The following is an 18,998-nucleotide window of genomic DNA, read 5'->3' on the forward strand; positions in this document are numbered from 1 at the left end:
GAGGAGAATCATGGAAGTCAAAGAAATCATGAGGATTTTGGAGGAAATGAAGGTAGCCGTCTTTGCAACGGTTGATAAAGATGGCCTACCACATGCAAGGCATATTCATTTGGGTGTAGCCAATGAGCAGGGCGTCTTTTTTATGACGGGGCCCAATACCCAATTCCATGAGCAGATGATGGATACTGGCCAAGTAGCAGTGACAGCAATGGCACAAGAGGACTACCTCATTCAAGTCATTCGGATCGAGGGACGAGTAAGGCCTGTCGGCCCAGATTTGCTTCATGCCTTGTTGAAAGACAATCCTTACGTGTCATATGTTTATCCTACAGCGCAGGAGCAACAGGATGTTCAGGTTTTCCAACTTTATGAAGGAAAAGGGTTTTACCATAGCTTGACCCAAGGGCATAAATATGTCTTTTCCATCGGGGACAAGCAGTCTCCGACCAGCAGGACTATTGTTTAATAGGTTTATAGAGGGGTGCTTGGGATTTTTTGGTGCCTGAAATCGGTGAGGTTGCCTTCTATAGCCCGACAATCCGATGAGGTCAGTCACTAGAGACCGCATTGGGCATAGGCAAACCTTAAAAGATTTGATATAATAGAGACGACAAAAGATATTAGGGAGTATGCCATGATTGATTTAGCAGTAGCCTGGACCTTTACCAAGGAGACTTATGCGCCAGAAAATGCAATCAAACTATTGAGACCAGATGAAGATATTGTTGCGGTTTATAAGACAACCAAGGATATTGCTATTTTTACGGATAAGCGTTTGATTGTCAGAGATGCACCGCCTCTAGCTCCAAAGAAGGTGGAGACCTATGTCTTGCCTTACAGGGCTATCCAAATGTGGTCAACGGAGAAGAATGGCACAATTTTAGACTTCGGCGCAGATGTGGCATTATGGACACAGGTTGGCCGGATGAAGATCAATCTCAAAAAAGAAATTGACTTGCAAAAGTTTGAAGCCCTCTTGTCTGATCTCATTGTTTAATTTAGAACTTTAGCCAAAACATTCAGGCATAACATCTTAGTGGCGAAGATGGGTCATCGTTTTGTCGAGATAAGGTGACTAACTGAGTTGCCTGTGATGGTGTTAGCCGTGTTTTTCGAGTGGCAATGTAGGGGGCTTGGCAAAAGCCAAGGGGCAATGCTAACCGTATAGGACGGTTAGTTCGCGTTAAGACAAGTCTAATGTCTTGGGATGTCTTGTCTTGAAGAGAGACCGTCATGAGAGGTAAGTCCTCTGCTGAGTGATTCGCTCATTTTAGCATCTGTTTTAGCTTTTAAATGAGAGAGCGAGCAAAATCGCGTTTTCGGACGATCGATTGGGACTCGCTTTTTTCTTTTTAGGTTAGGCGGATTTTCGGCTTAAAGTTACTTTCGTTACATAAACATAAACGGAGTGGCTTTATGGTGATGGCGCTGAAAAAATGGGAAGTATCAACGTCCTTCACCACTGATAGCAGTCTGACTTTCTTGAAGCAGCTAGATTTTCTGTTTTGAAGGTTCAATCACTATAAAACTGCAACTGTCCGGTTGAAAGCGTACCGTTCCTTAAAAAATTGTGGTAAAATAATAAAAAAGATTTTTAGAGGATAATTTATGACTGTACTTTACCAATCAACACGAGATGCAAAATTGACAGCTACGGCTAGTCAAGCCATTTTACAGGGGTTGGCAACTGATGGTGGTCTCTTCACCCCACTTAATATCCCTCGGGTTAACCTTGATTTTGACCGTCTGACATCAGCATCATATCAAGAAGTTGCCAAGTTGATTCTATCAGCTTTCTTGGATGATTTTACGAGTGAGGAGTTGGATCACTGCATCGCGGCAGCTTATGATCACAAATTTGACGTGCCAGCCATTGCGCCTTTGGTTAAATTATCGGATCATCAGTACCATTTAGAGCTTTTTCATGGTTCGACCATTGCTTTTAAGGACATGGCCTTGTCTATTCTGCCTCACTTGATGACAACGGCTGCTAAAAAACATGCTTTGGAGCAAAAAATTGTAATCTTGACAGCCACTTCAGGAGATACTGGGAAGGCTGCAATGGCAGGTTTTGAAGATGTTCCAGAAACCGAGATCATCGTTTTTTATCCACGAGGTGGTGTCAGCAAGGTCCAAGAACTTCAAATGACCACTCAAACTGGGGAAAACACCCATGTTGTTGCGATTGAAGGGAACTTTGATGACGCTCAGACACAGGTTAAGAAAATGTTCAACGATGCTGACCTGAGAGAACGTTTGTCTGAAGCTGGTTATCAGTTCTCATCTGCTAATTCCATGAATATTGGCCGTTTGGTGCCTCAGATTGTCTACTATGTCTATGCCTATGCTCAGTTGGTCAAGTCAGGTGAAATTGCGGCAGGAGAGTTAATTAATATTGTCGTTCCGACAGGGAACTTCGGTAATATCTTGGCGGCTTACTATGCTCAGCAAATTGGTCTTCCTGCTAAGAAGCTAATCTGTGCTTCAAACGAAAACAAGGTGCTGACGGACTTTTTCAAGACCAAAACTTACGATAAGCAACGGGAGTTCAAAGTGACGACATCGCCATCTATGGATATCTTGGTTTCCTCCAACTTGGAGCGCTTGATTTTCCATTTGGTTGGCCATTCGGCAGAACAGACGGCCGACTTGATGCAAGGACTAAGCCAAGAGGGGCACTATAGTTTAGGTGAGGTTGACGAAGACATCTTGTCTCTTTTTGAAGCGGGCTACGCGACAGAGGCTGAGACTGCGAAAGAAATCAAGCGTCTCTTTGATGCAACCGGCTATATCCAGGATCCGCACACAGCAGTTGCATCAGCTGTTTACCAGGCCTATGTCAGAGAGAGTGGCGATAAAACGCCAACTGTCGTAGCGTCAACCGCAAGCCCCTATAAATTCCCTGTGGTAGCAGTTGAGGCTATAACAGGCCAGACTGGCTTGTCTGATTTTGAAGCTTTAGGAGAATTGCAACAACTTTCAGGCGTAGAGCTCCCACGAGCAGTTCGAGGTCTAGAGGTTGCACCTGTCAGACATGAGACGGTGGTTGAGGTAGCTGATATGCAAGGAGCAGTAGAGCGTTACCTTGGCTTGATGACCAATTAGAGATAAGGAATGATTTTTAGAGGATTCAGCCCTTTCCAGACGATGCTATATCACCGTAAAATTCTCTCGGTAGCTCTACCAGTTCTGGTAGAGAATCTCCTCCAAAGTCTCATGGGGCTTGTGGATACCTATCTCATAGCCCAGTTGGGAGTCGCTGTCGTCTCAGGAGTAGCTATAGCAAACAATGTGTTAGCTGTCTTTCAGGCAGTCTTCATAGCCCTTGGAGCGGTGGTGTCTGCTACTCTTGCTAAGCAAAACTGTAAGGATGACATGCGTCTCAGAGAAGCCATGCAAGTTTCTATCACACTAACCTTCTTGCTTGGTGGTGTCTTTGGCTTGATTGGCTTGATTGGGGGCTATGAGCTTTTACGACTCCTTGGAGCAAGATTGCAAGTTCTTCAGAATGGCTACTCTTACCTAGCCTATGTCGGTGGAAGCATTGTTTTGCTAGGATTGATGACAACTTTTAGCGCTATGTTAAGAATCTTGGGTAAAACGAGGGTTCCGATGATAGCTAGCTTTATGGTCAATCTCCTTAATATCTTCCTATCTATCATTGGGGTTTATGTCCTGAAATGGGGAGTGGTAGGTGTTGCTTTAGGAACGGTTTTAGCGCGTCTTTTAGGGGTTGTTTGGCTTTGGTTTCAAATCCCTATAAAGCCTAATTTCCTTCCTAAATTTGACAAGCTGATCTTCCTGCAAGTCTTTCCGGCAACTGGAGAACGTTTGATGATGCGGCTAGGAGACTTAGTCGTCATCGGCTTGATTGCTAATTTGGGGGCTCCTGTCTTGGCTGGCTACGCTATCGGTGAGACCCTGACGCAGTTTAACTACCTTCCTGGTCTCAGTGTGGCAGTGGCTACCGTTATCTTGACGGCTAGCTTACAGGATGACCCCAAAGCATTGCAACGTCTCCTTAAGGAAGCCTACTGCATGAGTTGTGGCTTAATGTTTGTCTTAGCTTTGCTCGTTCTTGTCGCTAGTCCTTGGCTAATGTCGCTTTATACCAAGAATTTAGAGGTGACTCGTTCTGGGACGGAGGTGATTTTAGCCTCGCTAATTGGAACCCCCTTTACAACTGGTACGTTAATAATGACGGCATTTTGGCAAGGATTGGGACAAGCGCAACAGCCTTTTTATGCGACAGCCTTGGGAATGTGGTTGCTTCGAATAGGGCTCAGCATGGTGTTGCTTTATTTCGTTCAGGCAGGTCTGTGGTCGATTCTTTTCGCAACTATTATAGACAATGCTTTCAGGTGGGGCTATTTGACCTACCTCTATCTATTAAAAAGGAGAACTACTTTTGTTAAAACTAGATAAACGATGGCTCCTGACCTTGGTCGTGGTCTTAGCGATTAGTCTGGCGGTCTTTCGCTACTGGTCTTTTGCCGAGCAGGTTTTAAAAACAACTTGGAAAGCGTCGCTTCCTTTTATTGGCGGTGCCATGTTGGCCTATGTGGTTAATATTTTGATGTCTGGCTATGAGAAAGTTTATAAAAAGTTGTTTAGAGGCAAACTGGCCAAACAATTAGCACGCCCTGTCTGCTTGGTTTTGGCAAATGCTACTTTTTTGATCCTCCTATTGATTTTACTAGGAATTGTTATTCCGGAGCTTGTTGAGAGTATTCAAGGGCTGATTGCCTTGGCGCCTAAAGCTATTCAAAACTTGGTGAAAAGTATTCAGGAAAATAGCTTGCTGAATAATACCCTTAATCAGTACTTTGGGAGTGATGCTTCAGAGGAGCTTACTAGGCAGATTAATGACTATGCGACTCAGATTTTAAATAGCTTGGGGACGTTTCTGTTGGGCCTTCTTAATTCCGTGACGGAGATTTTTTCGGCCTTGCTCAATATTTTTATGGCTGTGATTTTTTCACTCTACGTGCTTGCTAGCAAGGAAGACTTGGGCCTCCAATTCCGCCGTCTCCTGACAACTTATCTCCCTAAATTGGTTGCACCATTTGAAAATGTACGTCAGATCTTCCACCAGTCTTTCCGGAGCTTTTTTATCGGCCAGACGACAGAGGCTATCATTCTGGGGACCTTAACCTTTGTTGGGATGCTGATTTTTAATTTCCCTTATGCGTCAACAGTTAGTATTTTAGTTGGTTTTTCGGCCATGATTCCAGTCGTGGGTGCCTATATCGGAGTGACAGTAGGTGTCATTCTCATTATGACGCAGTCCTTTAGTCAAGCTATGTGGTTCCTTGTCTTTATCGTTATTCTTCAGCAATTTGAGGGAAATCTCATTTACCCTAGAGTTGTTGGAAATTCTGTTGGTCTTCCGGGAATGTGGGTCATCTTGGCTATCACAGTTGGTGGTGCCCTTGGTGGTATTTTTGGAATGTTAGTGGCGGTGCCCTTCCTAGCTTCTTGTTATAAATTGATTAAACAAGATGTCCAACGAAGAGAAGCTGAAAATAGAGCGATTGGATAAAAAAATAAAAAAAGATTGTCAAGTAACTTTACTTTACAAAAAAGATATGATATCATAGTGAAGTTGATGAAAATCAAAGACTATTATTTGGAGGAAACAGACTAATGGCAGTACCTGCACGTCGCACATCAAAAGCGAAGAAAAACAAACGTCGCACTCACTACAAATTGACAGCACCAACTGTAAAATTTGACGAAGTAACTGGTGATTACTCACGTTCACACCGTGTATCTTTGAAAGGATACTACAAAGGACGTAAAGTAGCTAAAGCTGGCGAATAAGAAGGGAGAGACAGATGCGCGTTAATATCACACTTGAACACAAAGAATCTGGTGAGCGTTTGTACTTGACTTCAAAAAACAAGCGTAACACCCCAGACCGTCTTCAATTGAAAAAATACTCACCAAAATTGCGTAAGCACGTGATTTTTACTGAGGTGAAATAGGGATTCACTACACGTCAATAGACGGTAGAAACCTTGATTTAAAGCGATTCTTGAAATTCTAAATTTCATTACATTGCAATACAAATCAGCCGAATCACTACCTTTTTCACTACCTTTATTTGAAATAAGAATATGGATTCGGACGATTAAAAGCAAGAGAGACTTCATCACGAGGTTTCTCCTTTTTCTATTTTCATTCCTAAAAATTTTTGAAATAGCGTAGTCTTTTCTAAAATTTATGGAATCTAAAACGCAAGCTCGACAAGCCTGCGTTTTTATTTTGGACAAAATAAAAGGGGGACCCAGCCCCCAACAAAATGTTCCAACGTTTGAGATAACCTCGAACCGAACTTAATACGGGGTCTAGCCCCTCTCTATAATTATATTACCTTTTTACTTTCTATAAGTCAAGAAAATTACTGATTTTTTTATTAATAATTTTTAAATCTTCATCTGAGAGTTGACCTATGGGGTAACCATCTAATCTATTTTTTGAAACTGTTCGAAGTTGCTCCAGTTTAATTACAGAATCATTATCAAGAAATTGATATACATTGTTCTTCATCAAAAAATGGAAAGGGTATTTTAGCCCTGACGTTACATCTCCGAATTTTTTGTATTTAATCGTAGATGTAATTGGTGCGACAGTGACGTGTGATAACCTCTTATTTCTTTTGGAAGAAGATAATACAACAACTGGTCTTTTTTTATTTGTTTCTTGACCGATATTTTCTCCTAAATCACACCAAAATACCGCACCTTTTTCTTTTTCCCACCAAGACATTCCATTTCTCAGTCGAAAGAAATCTAATGCCATTCTCTCTTTTTTAGTCGCCCAGGTATTAAGCAAACGTTGTTTTTCTGTTTGTTCTGTCATATAGTTCTCACCTATCGAATATCTTCAGACCATATCCTGTTATATTTGGATAATTATAAATTTTTGATTCAATCCTTCTGTAAAAATCTGATTCAACACCTTTGCTAATCTTATTATGTAATTCATAACCAATCATATCTGCCATTTCTAAATATGGATAAGACTGTTTTTTATTTTCTGTTCTTTTGTTATTGAAGTATACACCTCTAATCCTCGAACATATGCTATCACTAACATAATTGGTGCCATATTCTATATTTGGGACGATGGCTTGAAGCAATTCATTATCTTCTTTCTTGCCCCTTGCTTCAAGTATTATTACACCTGTTTTATTGTGATTTTCTAAAAATATGGCATAACGCTCAATTAGGAACAAAAGGGAAAACCAATACACTGGATAAGGGGTATTATATCTCCTAGTCAAAAAATCCTTGTCTATTCCTGACGAAAAAATCGTAAAGCCAGCTTTTTCAACAAACTGTAACAATTCCAGATTCATCTTTGGATAGTCAATGATTTTGGGATTAAATGCACCTACTTTTTTACGATAATCCCTTGAATGAAACACTACCCTTTGCTCATTAAACATAGCATTTTTCCAATACTTGTGTTTAATAGCCATTATATCAGAAATGAGCTTTTCACCATCTTTTCCAGCAATTAAGATGCCTGTCATTGAAAACCAACGATTATTCTGATTGTAGTTTTTTAATGTTGGCACCCCTGTTTCATCAATGAAAAGCATATAATCATGTTCTCCATTAAATTGTTCAAAACAAGTAGGGCTATTTTTCCAATCACTAGCCATTATTTACTTCCTTTCTGAACAACTTCTTTTGTTGCTTCTATCTGTTTATCAGCATACAAAACAACATCTCTAATAGCTAATTTTTTAATAGCTTGTACCAAGGTTGCCATGTAATCAAAATGGATTTCTCCCTTTTCATTGACTGGTAATTTTATCAGTTTATCCTTGACTACATTCCAACCACCTAATTTGTTTTTATATGAGTAAATCGGTAGGTCTGTAACCTTATTGATACTAGGAACAATAAAGAGGTAGTCATTTGGTCTTAGTTGCTTATCCGAACTAATCCAATCAATTGCATAAGCGTCAGATAGGACGGTAAATTCTTGTGATTGGAAGTAAGCTCTGTACACATCACTGTTAGACGGGATAGAGATAACATTTTGTAGAACCGTCGCTCCTTCTTTAGGAACATAGTAGTTTAACCCTTGATTCATAAAACTAGAGGTCAAGGCAGGTAAGCTGAATTCTCCTTGTGGTTCTTTTGGTAATTCTTTTGCTTTATAAGGTAATTTCTTGGTTTTAACTCTATCAAATAAATCACCCATGCGAAACTCTTGCCATTGTTGAGTACCAAATACCTCTAAAGCATCTTCTTCCTCTTGGGTTAGTTGATAATCTTTAAAACCACTTACTAATAGATACGCCTCGAGCGTCTCGATGCGTTCCGCCTCGAGCGCTTTTATGCAATTTTCCATATATGAAAATGCTATCTCGCTATTTATTGTTGGTAAGGCAATTTTATCATTTTCAACCTTATTAGCCCATGTTGCTAAATAATCTCTTGAATATTTTGGATAAAGAACCGATTCAAGCACTGCTCGCAAGAACAAATTTGTTTCAAAACTTACTTCTATATTTTTGACTTTGATTAAATAGCTTTCTGCAAGAATTCCTGTTTCCTTACGTTGTGCATAAACTAAGCCTGCTGCAATTGCACCGTTATAAATAATAGAAATAACATTACTGTGAGTTTCAAAATCGCCTTCTTTTGCCCAATACATAATCCCGTTATCACCTGATTTAGCATAAACCACGGGTACTGAGTATTCTTCTGTTTCTACCTTTGAAACAGCTTTAGCCCTGTCACCTACTCCCAAATATCTTGATGATAACTTTTCAAAAACATCGCCAATTCTGTATTCAAGCCACTCGCCTCCTTGGCTTTCAAATTCTTGTTCAATTTCTTCAAGACGAGGGCTTACAATTTTTTTGAGTTATCAATATCTTTATTTTTCAATAATTGGCTAACTTCCCACGCTAAATAATCTGATACTGATTTCTGTAAATCTTCAAGAGTAGGTTTAAGATTCGGTTTTATATGTTGGTCAAAATTCCAGTCTTCACCATGTTTTTCACCAGAGAGAGCAATAACATCTTCAATGTACTCTTTTTCTGTAAAAATATTCAACTCACCTTTACCGAATTTAACGAGATTAACCACCTCTTCATAACGTCCTACCGCATTATCAACATCTTGTAAATTAGTACTGGCTTTTGACTTCTTACGGTTAGAACGTTTGTAGCCATCGTTACGCAAATCAATAAACTTCACTCGCTGTTTGGCTTCATGCTTTTCTCCTACCTTAAAGACGTAAATAGAAGTCTGTACATTAGATTTTCCTATAAAAATATCCATTGGCATTTTGATAGATGATAAAAGTGTATTTTGCTCCAAAATCTTCTGATTAATTTCCTTTGCACGTCCTGAACCTGCTGAATCTTGGATAATGACAGAGGCGTAACCACCTTTCATCATAGACAAGGCACGCTTGACAAAGTTCATGCCATTCCCTGTTTCAGAGTAAGGCGGATTTAAAAGGAAAACATCTGCTGGGAAATGCTCATTATCTTTACCATAGCCATATTTCCCATTAAATTTCTTCAAACTATCATCTTGTAGGATATTACTTGAACCATCTCCCATCAGAATCATGTTTAGAACAGCCAACATGTAGATTTCTGGAAGAATTTCAATCCCAAGAATTTGTTCAGCCTTGATTTTCTCTTCCTTTTCTCTAAGTTCATCAGGGCTTGTAATTTCCTTTTTAGCGTCATCTAACATCAGATTCATAGCAGCCACCAACAGACCACCCGAACCTGTCGCAAAGTCCCAGATATAAGAATCCTTGTTTACTCGTGCTAGTTTCGCCATCAGAAGTGCTACATACCGAGGAGTTAACACCACGTCATTTTGGTCATCACCTGCAAAGCTCAACCATCTAAACATGATATTAAAGAGCTTACCTGTAAAGTCCGTATCCACTCCGATTTTGTAGAAATATCCTAGGTCGTCAATCACTTCTGTAAAGATTTCTTTGAGGAGAGATACTCCATTTCTTGGGTCTGAAAAACTGGATTCAAGAATCGTAGGCTCTAAATGACGTAAGATTTGTTTCTGTTTGGCTTGCGGTAGATTCTTCTCTTTCAGAAATGCCTTGATTTTACGGATTAAAATATCTCCATCTGTATCACCTTCTTCATTAGAAGATTTTAAATCTGCTGGTTCTAGGGGCTTCACCTTACCTGCCACCCCCAAGTTTGCCATGATACTGGCAGCCACTAGATGTATACGTGCTAAGGCACTGATATTTTTCTGCTTATTAAAAAGGCTTTCGTTTATTTTTGTTAGAGCGTCTTCAATCCTGTCTTCACGCTTTTGGTGAATCAAACGTAGTTCAGCTTCTGACAGTTGTAATTCTTTTACCTTTTCCGTAAACTCATCAAAATTTTCAGGTTTTAAGAAAGATAAATCTGAATATTCACCAACCTTTTGACCGATACCATAGTTAGACTTGGAAACATAGTAGACACCAAAACGAGTTTCAAGGTTGCCTGCCTCGTCCTCATCTCCTGTAATTCCAATCGCAATTACATTTGTATAACTAGAATATTGCAGAATAGCGTTAGCGTAGTGAACCGCACCATTTACCGCATAGCCGTTGATATTGGTATAGTTGGGATCACCCTTTTCTTTACCGCTTGTTTTCGTATTGGCGACATGGTCTTCTTTATCCAGCTTTTCAAGTTTGTTGCTACCCCACTTCAATTCAATCATGATAGGGTAGTAGTCTAACTTGCTATCTTTCAATAACAGTTTGACATCAACTAAGTTTGCACCCTCACCACCTGTTTTAGAGGGAGCTTTTGACAAGGCTTTGTCAATTTCTGGATTAACACTTTCATTTTGTGTTACAAACTCCATACCGTAGGAAGTCAACCACTTCTCTACTTCACGTTGAATTTTTACTTCTTTACTCTGTTTTGTTGCCATTGGTTCTTTCCGTTTTAATTTTTAAAATATTTTCTACACTACGTAATTATATCATATTTCACCTTCCTCTCTCAGTTTATTCCAGGTTTCATTTCTATGTTTATGTGTATCATATAAAGACTTTATGTAATCTTGCCCAGCTTTAATAATGCCATGTTGAAATTCTAACTCTGTCTTAAAAATTTTGTCCTCCCTATAAGGAGAATAAACCGTATCATATACCAATTCACGTTCTATTAAAGAATCTAATTGGGATACATCTTTTTTCACAATAGAATATACTCTATGTCCGATTGATTCTTCAATTGGTAACTTGTGTTCCCTCACAACCTTCAAAAATAGATTGACAATATCATCACAACCAAATTGATTTTTAAATGTAATTCCCTTGTTTACATACTCATCTTTTCCATTTACTTTTGTCCTTACGTATTTTGATGAATCAAGAAATTTTATAAATTCATTTTGAAAATCTTCCTCAATCGTTTCTAGCAATTCCTTCTCAGCTAAATGTCGAGAAATAGGGACATCTTCTGTATATAGTTGCTCCATATCTACATCTAAAAAGTGGGAATTATGCTCATTTAGAATTTCTGTATAAGCTATTGTCTCAGCAAAATAAATATCATCCATTAGAGTTTCATCGAAAATTGATTGCTGTTCATCTGTCAGATTCTTAACAATCAATCTCATCATTTCAGGAATGTAATCTCCTATCTCTTCATCATCTCCCCATGAAATCACTCTACATTGGTATTTACTTTCCACATCAGATAATCGCTGACCATTTAGAGTTTCATTTATTCTTTGAACTGCTGTATCAGTCAACAAGTATGGATTTCTTTTAGTTCTTCTACCCGATACAATCCATGAAATGATATTTGAGTTTTCAGGATAAATTTTAAAAAAACTAAATCCCCTACTATTAATCATTTTCTCTATTCTTTCTGAAGCCTTCAAACAAAAAAATTCCTGTAATTCTTCATTCATTTTTTTATCCCCTTTTTATGTATTTACGTAATTTAATTATATCAGAATGCACTACTTTTACATAATTAAATAAATTATACTGTAAACATACAAGGAAACTTGTAAATAAAAATTATTAATTGGTCCTAACTGGTGCGCACCGAACGGTCGGATTGAAACAAATATGAAAACTCAGACAATAACAGTCGAGTTCTGTATATATCTGTTTATCCGTTGATTTGGTGCGCTTTTCTGCATCTTTCGGTAATTCAGTATAGCTCAGATTAGTTTCTTTCCGTTTTTGGACTGAAAGGATAAAATATGACAAGCTATATTTCTGAATACTTTTCCAAGAAAAAGCAAAATAACAAAATTACTCAATCTCTCCCAGAAGAACAGCAAAGTTTCTGGTTAGAATTTTTAACCGGTAGTGACCGAATAGAAAGTAATGCTGACAGGCGAAGTCGTCGTAAAACTGTAAGTCTTGACTTCCAACTTAAAAACAAAAGAACAGGGGATGAAACAACACTACTTGATTTACTTATAGACGACACCCCAACTCCTCTTGAAAGTATCATTCAAACAGACTATGATGAATTTATTTCAAGTCAATTACCTCACTTAGAAGTTATCCTTGATGAGTTAGATGAATTAGATAAAGAAATCATTTTACTCTACTTCAATTACAAAGAACAGGAATGCGAACATAAAGGGTATGAATTTAAAAAGTATAAGCAACGCTCTTACCGTGAAATGGGAAGAATCTTAAATTTAGACTATCGAAAGATACAGCGTAAAATTCCTCGCATTATGGACTATGTAACAAGAAGGTTGCTAGAAGAAATAAATAAAAATAATTAGAAACTCTTGATAAAAAATGGTTCAACTACCTCCAAATATGTCAGTTTATTGGGGGTAGTTATTTTTTATAAGTCCAGCTCACGACCTCAAACCGAGCATGTCAACTGTACTATTAAAACACAAATTAAAATACAAGAGGTATTTAACTATGAAAATGAAAACACAATATCGCAAAGGCGGTTACTCAAATCAAACAGCAGAACAATATATTGATTTACAAGCCCCCATCTATTTACTTAGCGATGAACTTGAACCACAACAACGCTTTGAGGACGGTAAACCAACAGGTGAAATCATCGCTTATAAAACATGGTTTGGTCAAAAAGGTCTTCCACCATTTCAGGTGAAATTCCTTGAAAAAACTGACCTTCCTGAATATCTTTCTCTTGTTAATTTTGATAACTTACAAGCCTGTGAAATCAACTACAATGTTTACTTTAAAGCCGATGGATTGAAAGAGGTGAAATAATGGTTAAATCTCTTGCAAAAAGAGAATTGGAACAATACCTTTTACAGAGCCTAAATATGGCTTTAGGCTCTGTTTTACAGGGTGAAACATCATATACCAATTCTTTTAATATTTCTGTTCAAGAAGATGGTTTTATCTTCATTCCACGTCTTCCATCTGGCTTTATTATTGATGACGACTTGTATCAAAAGATTTTCCTAATCGCCAATGCGTCACTCTACCCACAGTACACACTGTTAAAGCAAAATTCCGCTTACTTTATCGCATTAAAAACAGATGATATTCATGTTCAACGAGGGCTATTCTTTCCGTGGAAAAAAGGCATTTCTGAACGTTTGGTTATTTCCGACCTTGAACAATTTTCCACATCTCTAAAAGGTAATAGTATTCCCATCATGAAAAATCTCGTTATTAACTATGATAAAGTAACTTCGCTTGCTATTGCTGGTAATTCCGGTTCTGGGAAGTCCTATGCTCTTACATATTTATTAAGTGTATTACAAAACATCTCTGACCTGATTATCGCTGATCCCAAATTCGATACTCCTTCACGTTGGGCAAGGCAACATCAAATTGCTGTTATTCACCCTCAAGAAAACCGTTCGAAGTCTGATTTTGTGTCAGAAATTAACGAAAGTTTAAGTCAATGCTTGGCTATTATTCATAAACGTCAAGGGATTCTCTTTGAAAATCCACGTCATGAGTTTAAACATCTAACTATTGTTATCGATGAAGTACTTGCCTTATCAGAAGGTGTCAATAAAAACATCAAGGATTCCTTCTTCTCCTTACTCTCTCAAATTGCATTACTAGGACGGGCAACAAAGGTTCATTTACTCCTTGTGAGCCAACGCTTTGACCACAATACTATACCTGTATCCGTACGGGAGCAACTTAACGTACTCATTCAGATTGGAAACATCAATCAGAAAACTACGCAGTTTTTGTTCCCAGACCTTAACCCAGAGGGTATTGTTATTCCAATTGGAAAGGGGACAGGGCTTATCCAAATTGTTGACAATGAACACCCGTATCAGGTTTTACCCCTACTTTGTCCTACATATTACACAAAGAAAGGTATTCTGTAACCAATGAAAAAATCGTATTATCAAAAAATCTTTAATCCGTGTATTGTCCTATTTTTTACTGGATTTCTCAGTATCATTTGTTCATTCTTGCTCAATATCGGTATGAATTCCTTACAAAGAATCGCCTATCTAGCCTTCCTTTATCAATTTGTAAGTACGCTCTATACTACTAACTTGCTTATTGCTATTATCTCACTCTTCCTTTTTCTAGCACTGGTTTATTATGAAGTGTTCTTACGATTAAAAGAAGATAGTCTATCAAACCTATGGAAATCCGTTTATCAGACATTTACTATGCGTATCTTTTTAAAACAAAGTGAACACTCTGAAACTGTAACAACTATAGAGCAAGCAAAAGTAACACGCTACAACCCCATTAATAAATATTTTAACCGAGCAGTTCGAAAAGCAATTGTAGACATTCGAGAGAATAAAGTTACGCTCTTGATTCGGATTCCTAAAACTCAACAAGCCACAAGAATTCTAAAAGATATGGAAATGCTTATTAGTGAAGAAATCGCCAACCGTAACCCCGACTATTACTTTTCAAGACCTGAGCGAAACGGCAAATGGTTGTATTTTGTCGGTACTAAACGAAAATAGCTAAAAGGAACGGTGCTGTGGCTCACGAAGTGAAAGCCAGACAGCACCGTTCTACACTCTAGGATTTTATGGGGGTTACTACGACCCCCCATAAAATCAATAATCAATAATCACAAAATTAACTAAAATATACATCCAAAGAGGTGCTTGCCTATGGCAAAAGAACAACGTTCCAATAAGTGGGCTTTCCTATTCTATAAAGAAAGTGCACCAAATAACTATTTAGATGTACTGGAAGAAATTCATGTCCCTTTTGTACTTTCACCATGGCATGATAAAGATATAAATAAGGAAACAGGAGAGTTTAAAAAACCTCACAAACATGGGGCATTCTATTTCGATTCTCTTAAAAGTTATTCTCAAGTCTCGGAACTTATCAAGGATAAATTAAACGGTCCTGCCCATGTTGAGCCTGTACTTTCCCCAAAAGGAATGTATGACTACTTTACCCATGCAGAAAACCCTGATAAAACTCCTTATGATACTAATGACATTGAAAGTGGTTGTGGATTCAATCTTGACCAATTCTTAGTACAACAAAACTCTGATGACTTCATGACAGAAGTCATTGATACGATTGAGCAAAATGACTTTACGGAATTTGAAGAGTTAGTCTGGTATGCACGAGATAACAACACCGCTTTACTAGGATTAATCATTGAGCGTACTTACTTTTTCGCCCGTTATCTGGATTCACGTAGGCACAATCCCAAACGGATAGAAAAAGTTATTGAAGAACAAGGAGAATCATCTGATGGATATAATTAAATTAAACCAAATTGAAGAGTTGCTAAATACACTTATTACAATTATTCAGAAAGAACTACAAAATACTGGCTCTTATGGAATTGTAACGCAAAAAGAACTTCTAAAAATTTTACAGATTTCTCCTAACACCTTGAAAACATGGGAAAATAAAGGTTTGAAACGCCTTGAACCTCCAATTGAAGGAACACGTACTGTCTATTATAAAATGGAAGACGTCATTGATTTTTTAACTATTTAACTGCTAACTGTGCTAGAATAGAGTTATCAAACAAAGAATGTGAGGGTTCTATTATAGCCTTTTGATTGTCCGAAGAAAGAGGCTCTATGAGTAAAGAAATCATTCAACACAATAATAAAAAGATAACAAAAATCACCAAACAAAATGGTGATGTCAGCTATTCAATCAAAGGTGTTTACATTGGAACTGATGTAAAAACTGGAAAGCGAATCACAAAAACCATTACTGCTAAAACATTGAAATCTTTGGATAGAAAAATTGTTGAAGCTAAAATTGAGTTTGAAAAAGCTGGCTCTACTATAAAAGAAACTATCCAAATTGATAATTTTGAAAGTCTAGCTGAGGTATGGTTTCGCAACTTCAAAACATGGGTATCCTCACAAAATACCATTAACCGAGTTAGAGGTTATCTTGATACCTATATCATTCCTCAATTTGGAGAGTATAAGCCTGAACAGATTGAACCTGCTGATATTCAACTTTGGGTAAACAAACTAGCGAGAAAAGCAAAGAAGGCTGTTGATTCTGGTATAAAACGTGCTCCTAAAGGCAGTGCAAAAGATTTTGGGGCCATGGCTCACAAAGTCAGCGATATTTTTGATTTTGGCATTACAAACTGTGGGCTAACTACCAACCCAGCTAAATCAATCAAAATCCCTCCAAAGCCTAAGGCGAGCAAAGAACGTATCATGGTACTTCATGATGATGACCTGAAGCACTGGCTATCTTACCTTGAAACCTTGCCCAATACAAGAGCAAATAGACGCTTTAAAGTTATTTGTAACACGCTGTTAGCGTCTGCGTTACGAATCAATGAGTTGCTAGCATTAGAAATATCTGACCTAGATTTTCAATCTAATGAAATTCTTGTATATAAGACCCTGATGTGGAAGAGTGCAAATAAGAAACTCGGTATAAAAGGGGAAATGGTTTGTAAAAAATCTCCTAAAACTGATTCTGGAAATCGTAGAGTTGCTGTTCCTGCTTCGATAATAGAGGAACTTAGAGAATTTCATAAGGAAATGACTACCTATTTTGAAAAACATGGTCTACCAAAATCTAAACTCATTTTCCCAACCATCTATGGCAACTATATGTGTGATAGAAACGAGCGAGCAACTCTTAAAAAACGATTATCAGCCCTTGGATTACCAGACTATGGATTCCATCTCTTCCGACATACACACGCTTCTATGATGTTAAATGCTGGTATGAACTGGAAAGAGTTACAACATAGAATGGGACACAAATCTATCACAACCACCATGGACACCTACGCTGAATTAGCACCTAAAAAGAAGTTTGAAGCAGTAGGTATCTTCCTAAACAAGATGGAAGAACTGGCAGATTGACTTCATCACTACCTTTATCACTACCTTTTTACTTCAAAACTCTATAAACCTTGATATAACAAGGTTTATAGGTCACTGATTTAACCCTTACTGAGGTGAAATAGGGATTCACTACACGTCAGTAGACGGTGAAAACCTTGATTTGATACAATTTCTGATTTTTTGAATTTCAGTACATTGCAGTACAAATCAATCAAATCTCTACATTTTTCTCTACACTTTTTAGATCATAAAATGTAAGTAGAACATGGAGATTATGAAAGGAACACTTCGTATGAGGTGTTCCTTTCATATATCCAGAAAGTAGCCCTTATTGGGTATTCTAGTACTATTATGATGTATCGAGCAAAACAGATAAAGAGAAAATTTTATGCTATAATAAGGGAAATGCTTGAAAAGGGAGAAAAAAGTGTCTATTATTGAAAAGTTGAAAGGTATTGGAATCTGTTTTGGTTTGTTTGTATTATCGCAAGTAGGAGGACTACTTGTGCTGTTACAGATAAGGCTAGGGAGTGGCTTTACCTTGCTACAAACGCTGTTGATTGCGAGTCTTATTCTAGCTGTTTGCTGGGGAGCAGTGGTATACGCCTACACCAAGGGGTGGCTTAGTCTTTCTCTCGGTTGGGTAAGGGGTCAGCACCTGAAACTTTTGCTAGTGTCTTATCCTTTGGTTTATGGAGCTTCCTTTCTTGGGACAGTGGTCATGAGTCTTCAAGGCGTGACAGAGATGGCCAACCAAGAAACCCTAGATGGATTGTTTGCACAAATCCCTGTCTTTTTGACCTTTTTGCTGGCTGGAGTATCTGCGCCAATCATCGAGGAAATCCTTTGCCGAGCAGCGGTGCCGCACTTACTGTTCCCACGATACCCAAGGCTAGGGCTAGTGATTGGGAGTCTTTTCTTTGCTTGGCTACATGTTCCGGGCCACCTGGGGGCTTGGATTATTTATGGCGGTATGGGCTTAGTCTTTGCTTGGTTGCGCTATAAGACTGGGAGACTTGAGATGGCGATTGCTGGACACATGCTCTGGAATGGTGTAGCTCTTTTGATAAGTTTGTTTTTGACCTAGTATCGCTGTTAGTATCCTCTGAAATAGAGCTATTGCGCAGAGAATCGGTTTTAGAAAACGGATCATCTCGTGTGGAGGACTAGGTTTCCTAAAAAGCATATGGTCAAAGGAATAAGACCTTGCGGGAGACTTAGGCTTCTTTGGAGTATTCTTTTAAACCAAAATGGCGATAAAAAGTTTAAAATTAAGAATCACTAAAAAACACTTGAAGAACAAAGCATTCTTCAAGTGTTTTTTGAAATGGCTAAGAAGTGGACTTGTCACCTGACAGGGTCTAAAAGGGAATAGAATCTTTTAAAATTTGAGTGATCTCCTCAGGAGACTCTTGACAACCACTTTTAATCCATGTCAGCAGGACAGAGTGTATCGTAGAGATGTAAATGTCACTGGAGAACTTTTCGGAGACGTTGTAATGGCGGGCTAGTTGTGTCGTTAGATCAATGTCTGAGAACGTTACGGTATCCCAGATGAATGTTTTAAAGAGGGATGTGAGATCTCCGTGATCAATCAGCAACTGCCATATTTGGTAGTTGCTCTTGATGTCTTCAAAGGCTTTGTTAAGAACTTCGTCTTGGAAAGTCAAATCTTCAACTAGGATCATAGAGAGTTTGGAAAAGATGATCTCAGTCAAAGTC

At 38.2% G+C, this 18,998-nt stretch carries 21 protein-coding genes; 15 read left to right on the top strand and 6 right to left on the bottom strand.

Translation table 11 applies throughout. From position 1 onward, the window contains the following. Window positions 1-10 precede the first annotated feature (10 nt). The 7 genes from HF992_RS08455 (at window position 11) to rpmG (ending at window position 5,987) form a co-directional block, all read left to right on the top strand. Window positions 11-466, top strand: a complete 456-nt coding sequence (locus HF992_RS08455; protein WP_168549603.1) for a pyridoxamine 5'-phosphate oxidase family protein — start codon at window positions 11-13, stop codon at window positions 464-466. 168 nt (window positions 467-634) lie between these two features. Beyond that, on the top strand, window positions 635-997 hold the full coding sequence (locus HF992_RS08460; RefSeq protein ID WP_168549604.1) for a PH domain-containing protein: 363 nt from the start codon (window positions 635-637) through the stop codon (window positions 995-997). A 611-nt stretch (window positions 998-1,608) separates the two neighbouring features. Then, entirely contained in the window at window positions 1,609-3,105 is a 1,497-nt protein-coding gene (gene thrC, locus HF992_RS08465; RefSeq protein ID WP_168549605.1) for a threonine synthase, read from the top strand. A 9-nt stretch (window positions 3,106-3,114) separates the two neighbouring features. Continuing rightward, window positions 3,115-4,425, top strand: coding sequence for an MATE family efflux transporter (locus HF992_RS08470; RefSeq protein WP_168549606.1), 1,311 nt, complete (start codon window positions 3,115-3,117; stop codon window positions 4,423-4,425). Continuing rightward, window positions 4,409-5,542 carry an AI-2E family transporter gene (locus HF992_RS08475; protein ID WP_168549607.1) on the top strand — a complete coding sequence of 378 codons (1,134 nt, stop codon included), beginning with the start codon at window positions 4,409-4,411 and terminating at the stop codon, window positions 5,540-5,542. Before HF992_RS08470 ends, HF992_RS08475 begins: the two co-directional genes overlap by 17 nt. Window positions 5,543-5,646: 104 nt before the next feature. After that, window positions 5,647-5,823, top strand: coding sequence for a 50S ribosomal protein L32 (gene rpmF, locus HF992_RS08480; protein WP_168549608.1), 177 nt, complete (start codon window positions 5,647-5,649; stop codon window positions 5,821-5,823). 14 nt (window positions 5,824-5,837) lie between these two features. Further along, a complete protein-coding gene (rpmG, locus tag HF992_RS08485; protein ID WP_002262412.1) occupies window positions 5,838-5,987 on the top strand; it encodes a 50S ribosomal protein L33 in 150 nt (49 codons plus the stop codon). A 400-nt stretch (window positions 5,988-6,387) separates the two neighbouring features. Here rpmG and HF992_RS08490 read toward each other — a convergent pair whose 3' ends face one another. From HF992_RS08490 to HF992_RS08510, 5 genes are all read right to left on the bottom strand, one after another. Continuing rightward, window positions 6,388-6,864, bottom strand: coding sequence for a type II toxin-antitoxin system PemK/MazF family toxin (locus HF992_RS08490; protein ID WP_168549609.1), 477 nt, complete (start codon window positions 6,862-6,864; stop codon window positions 6,388-6,390). A 7-nt stretch (window positions 6,865-6,871) separates the two neighbouring features. Then, window positions 6,872-7,672, bottom strand: coding sequence for a DUF3800 domain-containing protein (locus HF992_RS08495; protein ID WP_168549610.1), 801 nt, complete (start codon window positions 7,670-7,672; stop codon window positions 6,872-6,874). After that, the gene (locus tag HF992_RS08500; RefSeq protein ID WP_246201274.1) at window positions 7,672-8,772 is read right to left on the bottom strand and encodes a restriction endonuclease subunit S; all 1,101 of its coding nucleotides are present in this window, start codon (window positions 8,770-8,772) and stop codon (window positions 7,672-7,674) included. Before HF992_RS08500 ends, HF992_RS08495 begins: the two co-directional genes overlap by 1 nt. Before the next feature lie 101 nt (window positions 8,773-8,873). After that, a complete protein-coding gene (locus tag HF992_RS08505; protein ID WP_168549611.1) occupies window positions 8,874-10,946 on the bottom strand; it encodes an HsdM family class I SAM-dependent methyltransferase in 2,073 nt (690 codons plus the stop codon). A 51-nt stretch (window positions 10,947-10,997) separates the two neighbouring features. Further along, the gene (locus HF992_RS08510; RefSeq protein WP_168549612.1) at window positions 10,998-11,936 is read right to left on the bottom strand and encodes a hypothetical protein; all 939 of its coding nucleotides are present in this window, start codon (window positions 11,934-11,936) and stop codon (window positions 10,998-11,000) included. Window positions 11,937-12,236: 300 nt separating this feature from the next. Here HF992_RS08510 and HF992_RS08515 point away from each other — a divergent pair, with 300 nt between their 5' ends. The 8 genes from HF992_RS08515 to HF992_RS12295 all read left to right on the top strand — a co-directional run bounded on the left by HF992_RS08515 (window position 12,237) and on the right by HF992_RS12295 (window position 18,363). Continuing rightward, on the top strand, window positions 12,237-12,776 hold the full coding sequence (locus HF992_RS08515) for a hypothetical protein (protein WP_168549613.1): 540 nt from the start codon (window positions 12,237-12,239) through the stop codon (window positions 12,774-12,776). 154 nt (window positions 12,777-12,930) lie between these two features. Further along, window positions 12,931-13,245, top strand: coding sequence for a hypothetical protein (locus HF992_RS08520; RefSeq protein ID WP_168549630.1), 315 nt, complete (start codon window positions 12,931-12,933; stop codon window positions 13,243-13,245). Continuing rightward, a complete protein-coding gene (locus HF992_RS08525; protein ID WP_168549614.1) occupies window positions 13,245-14,333 on the top strand; it encodes a cell division protein FtsK in 1,089 nt (362 codons plus the stop codon). Before HF992_RS08520 ends, HF992_RS08525 begins: the two co-directional genes overlap by 1 nt. A gap of 3 nt (window positions 14,334-14,336) precedes the next feature. Next, complete coding sequence (locus HF992_RS08530; RefSeq protein ID WP_168549615.1) at window positions 14,337-14,936, top strand: hypothetical protein; 600 nt, start codon at window positions 14,337-14,339, stop codon at window positions 14,934-14,936. A 153-nt stretch (window positions 14,937-15,089) separates the two neighbouring features. Beyond that, window positions 15,090-15,704, top strand: coding sequence for a replication protein (locus HF992_RS08535; RefSeq protein WP_168549616.1), 615 nt, complete (start codon window positions 15,090-15,092; stop codon window positions 15,702-15,704). Continuing rightward, window positions 15,691-15,942: a MerR family transcriptional regulator gene (locus tag HF992_RS08540; RefSeq protein ID WP_061408828.1), complete on the top strand. Its 252-nt coding sequence runs from the start codon at window positions 15,691-15,693 to the stop codon at window positions 15,940-15,942. The genes HF992_RS08535 and HF992_RS08540 overlap by 14 nt, the downstream gene beginning before the upstream one ends. Before the next feature lie 86 nt (window positions 15,943-16,028). Continuing rightward, the gene (locus tag HF992_RS08545; protein ID WP_168549617.1) at window positions 16,029-17,294 is read left to right on the top strand and encodes a tyrosine-type recombinase/integrase; all 1,266 of its coding nucleotides are present in this window, start codon (window positions 16,029-16,031) and stop codon (window positions 17,292-17,294) included. Between the two features lie 409 nt (window positions 17,295-17,703). After that, a complete protein-coding gene (locus HF992_RS12295; protein WP_168549618.1) occupies window positions 17,704-18,363 on the top strand; it encodes a CPBP family glutamic-type intramembrane protease in 660 nt (219 codons plus the stop codon). Window positions 18,364-18,637: 274 nt separating this feature from the next. Here HF992_RS12295 and HF992_RS08555 read toward each other — a convergent pair whose 3' ends face one another. Beyond that, window positions 18,638-18,994: a TetR-like C-terminal domain-containing protein gene (locus HF992_RS08555; protein ID WP_246201275.1), complete on the bottom strand. Its 357-nt coding sequence runs from the start codon at window positions 18,992-18,994 to the stop codon at window positions 18,638-18,640. Between the last annotated feature and the right edge of the window lie 4 nt (window positions 18,995-18,998).

It is taken from the genome of Streptococcus ovuberis, from assembly GCF_012396585.1.
Lineage (GTDB): Bacteria > Bacillota > Bacilli > Lactobacillales > Streptococcaceae > Streptococcus > Streptococcus ovuberis.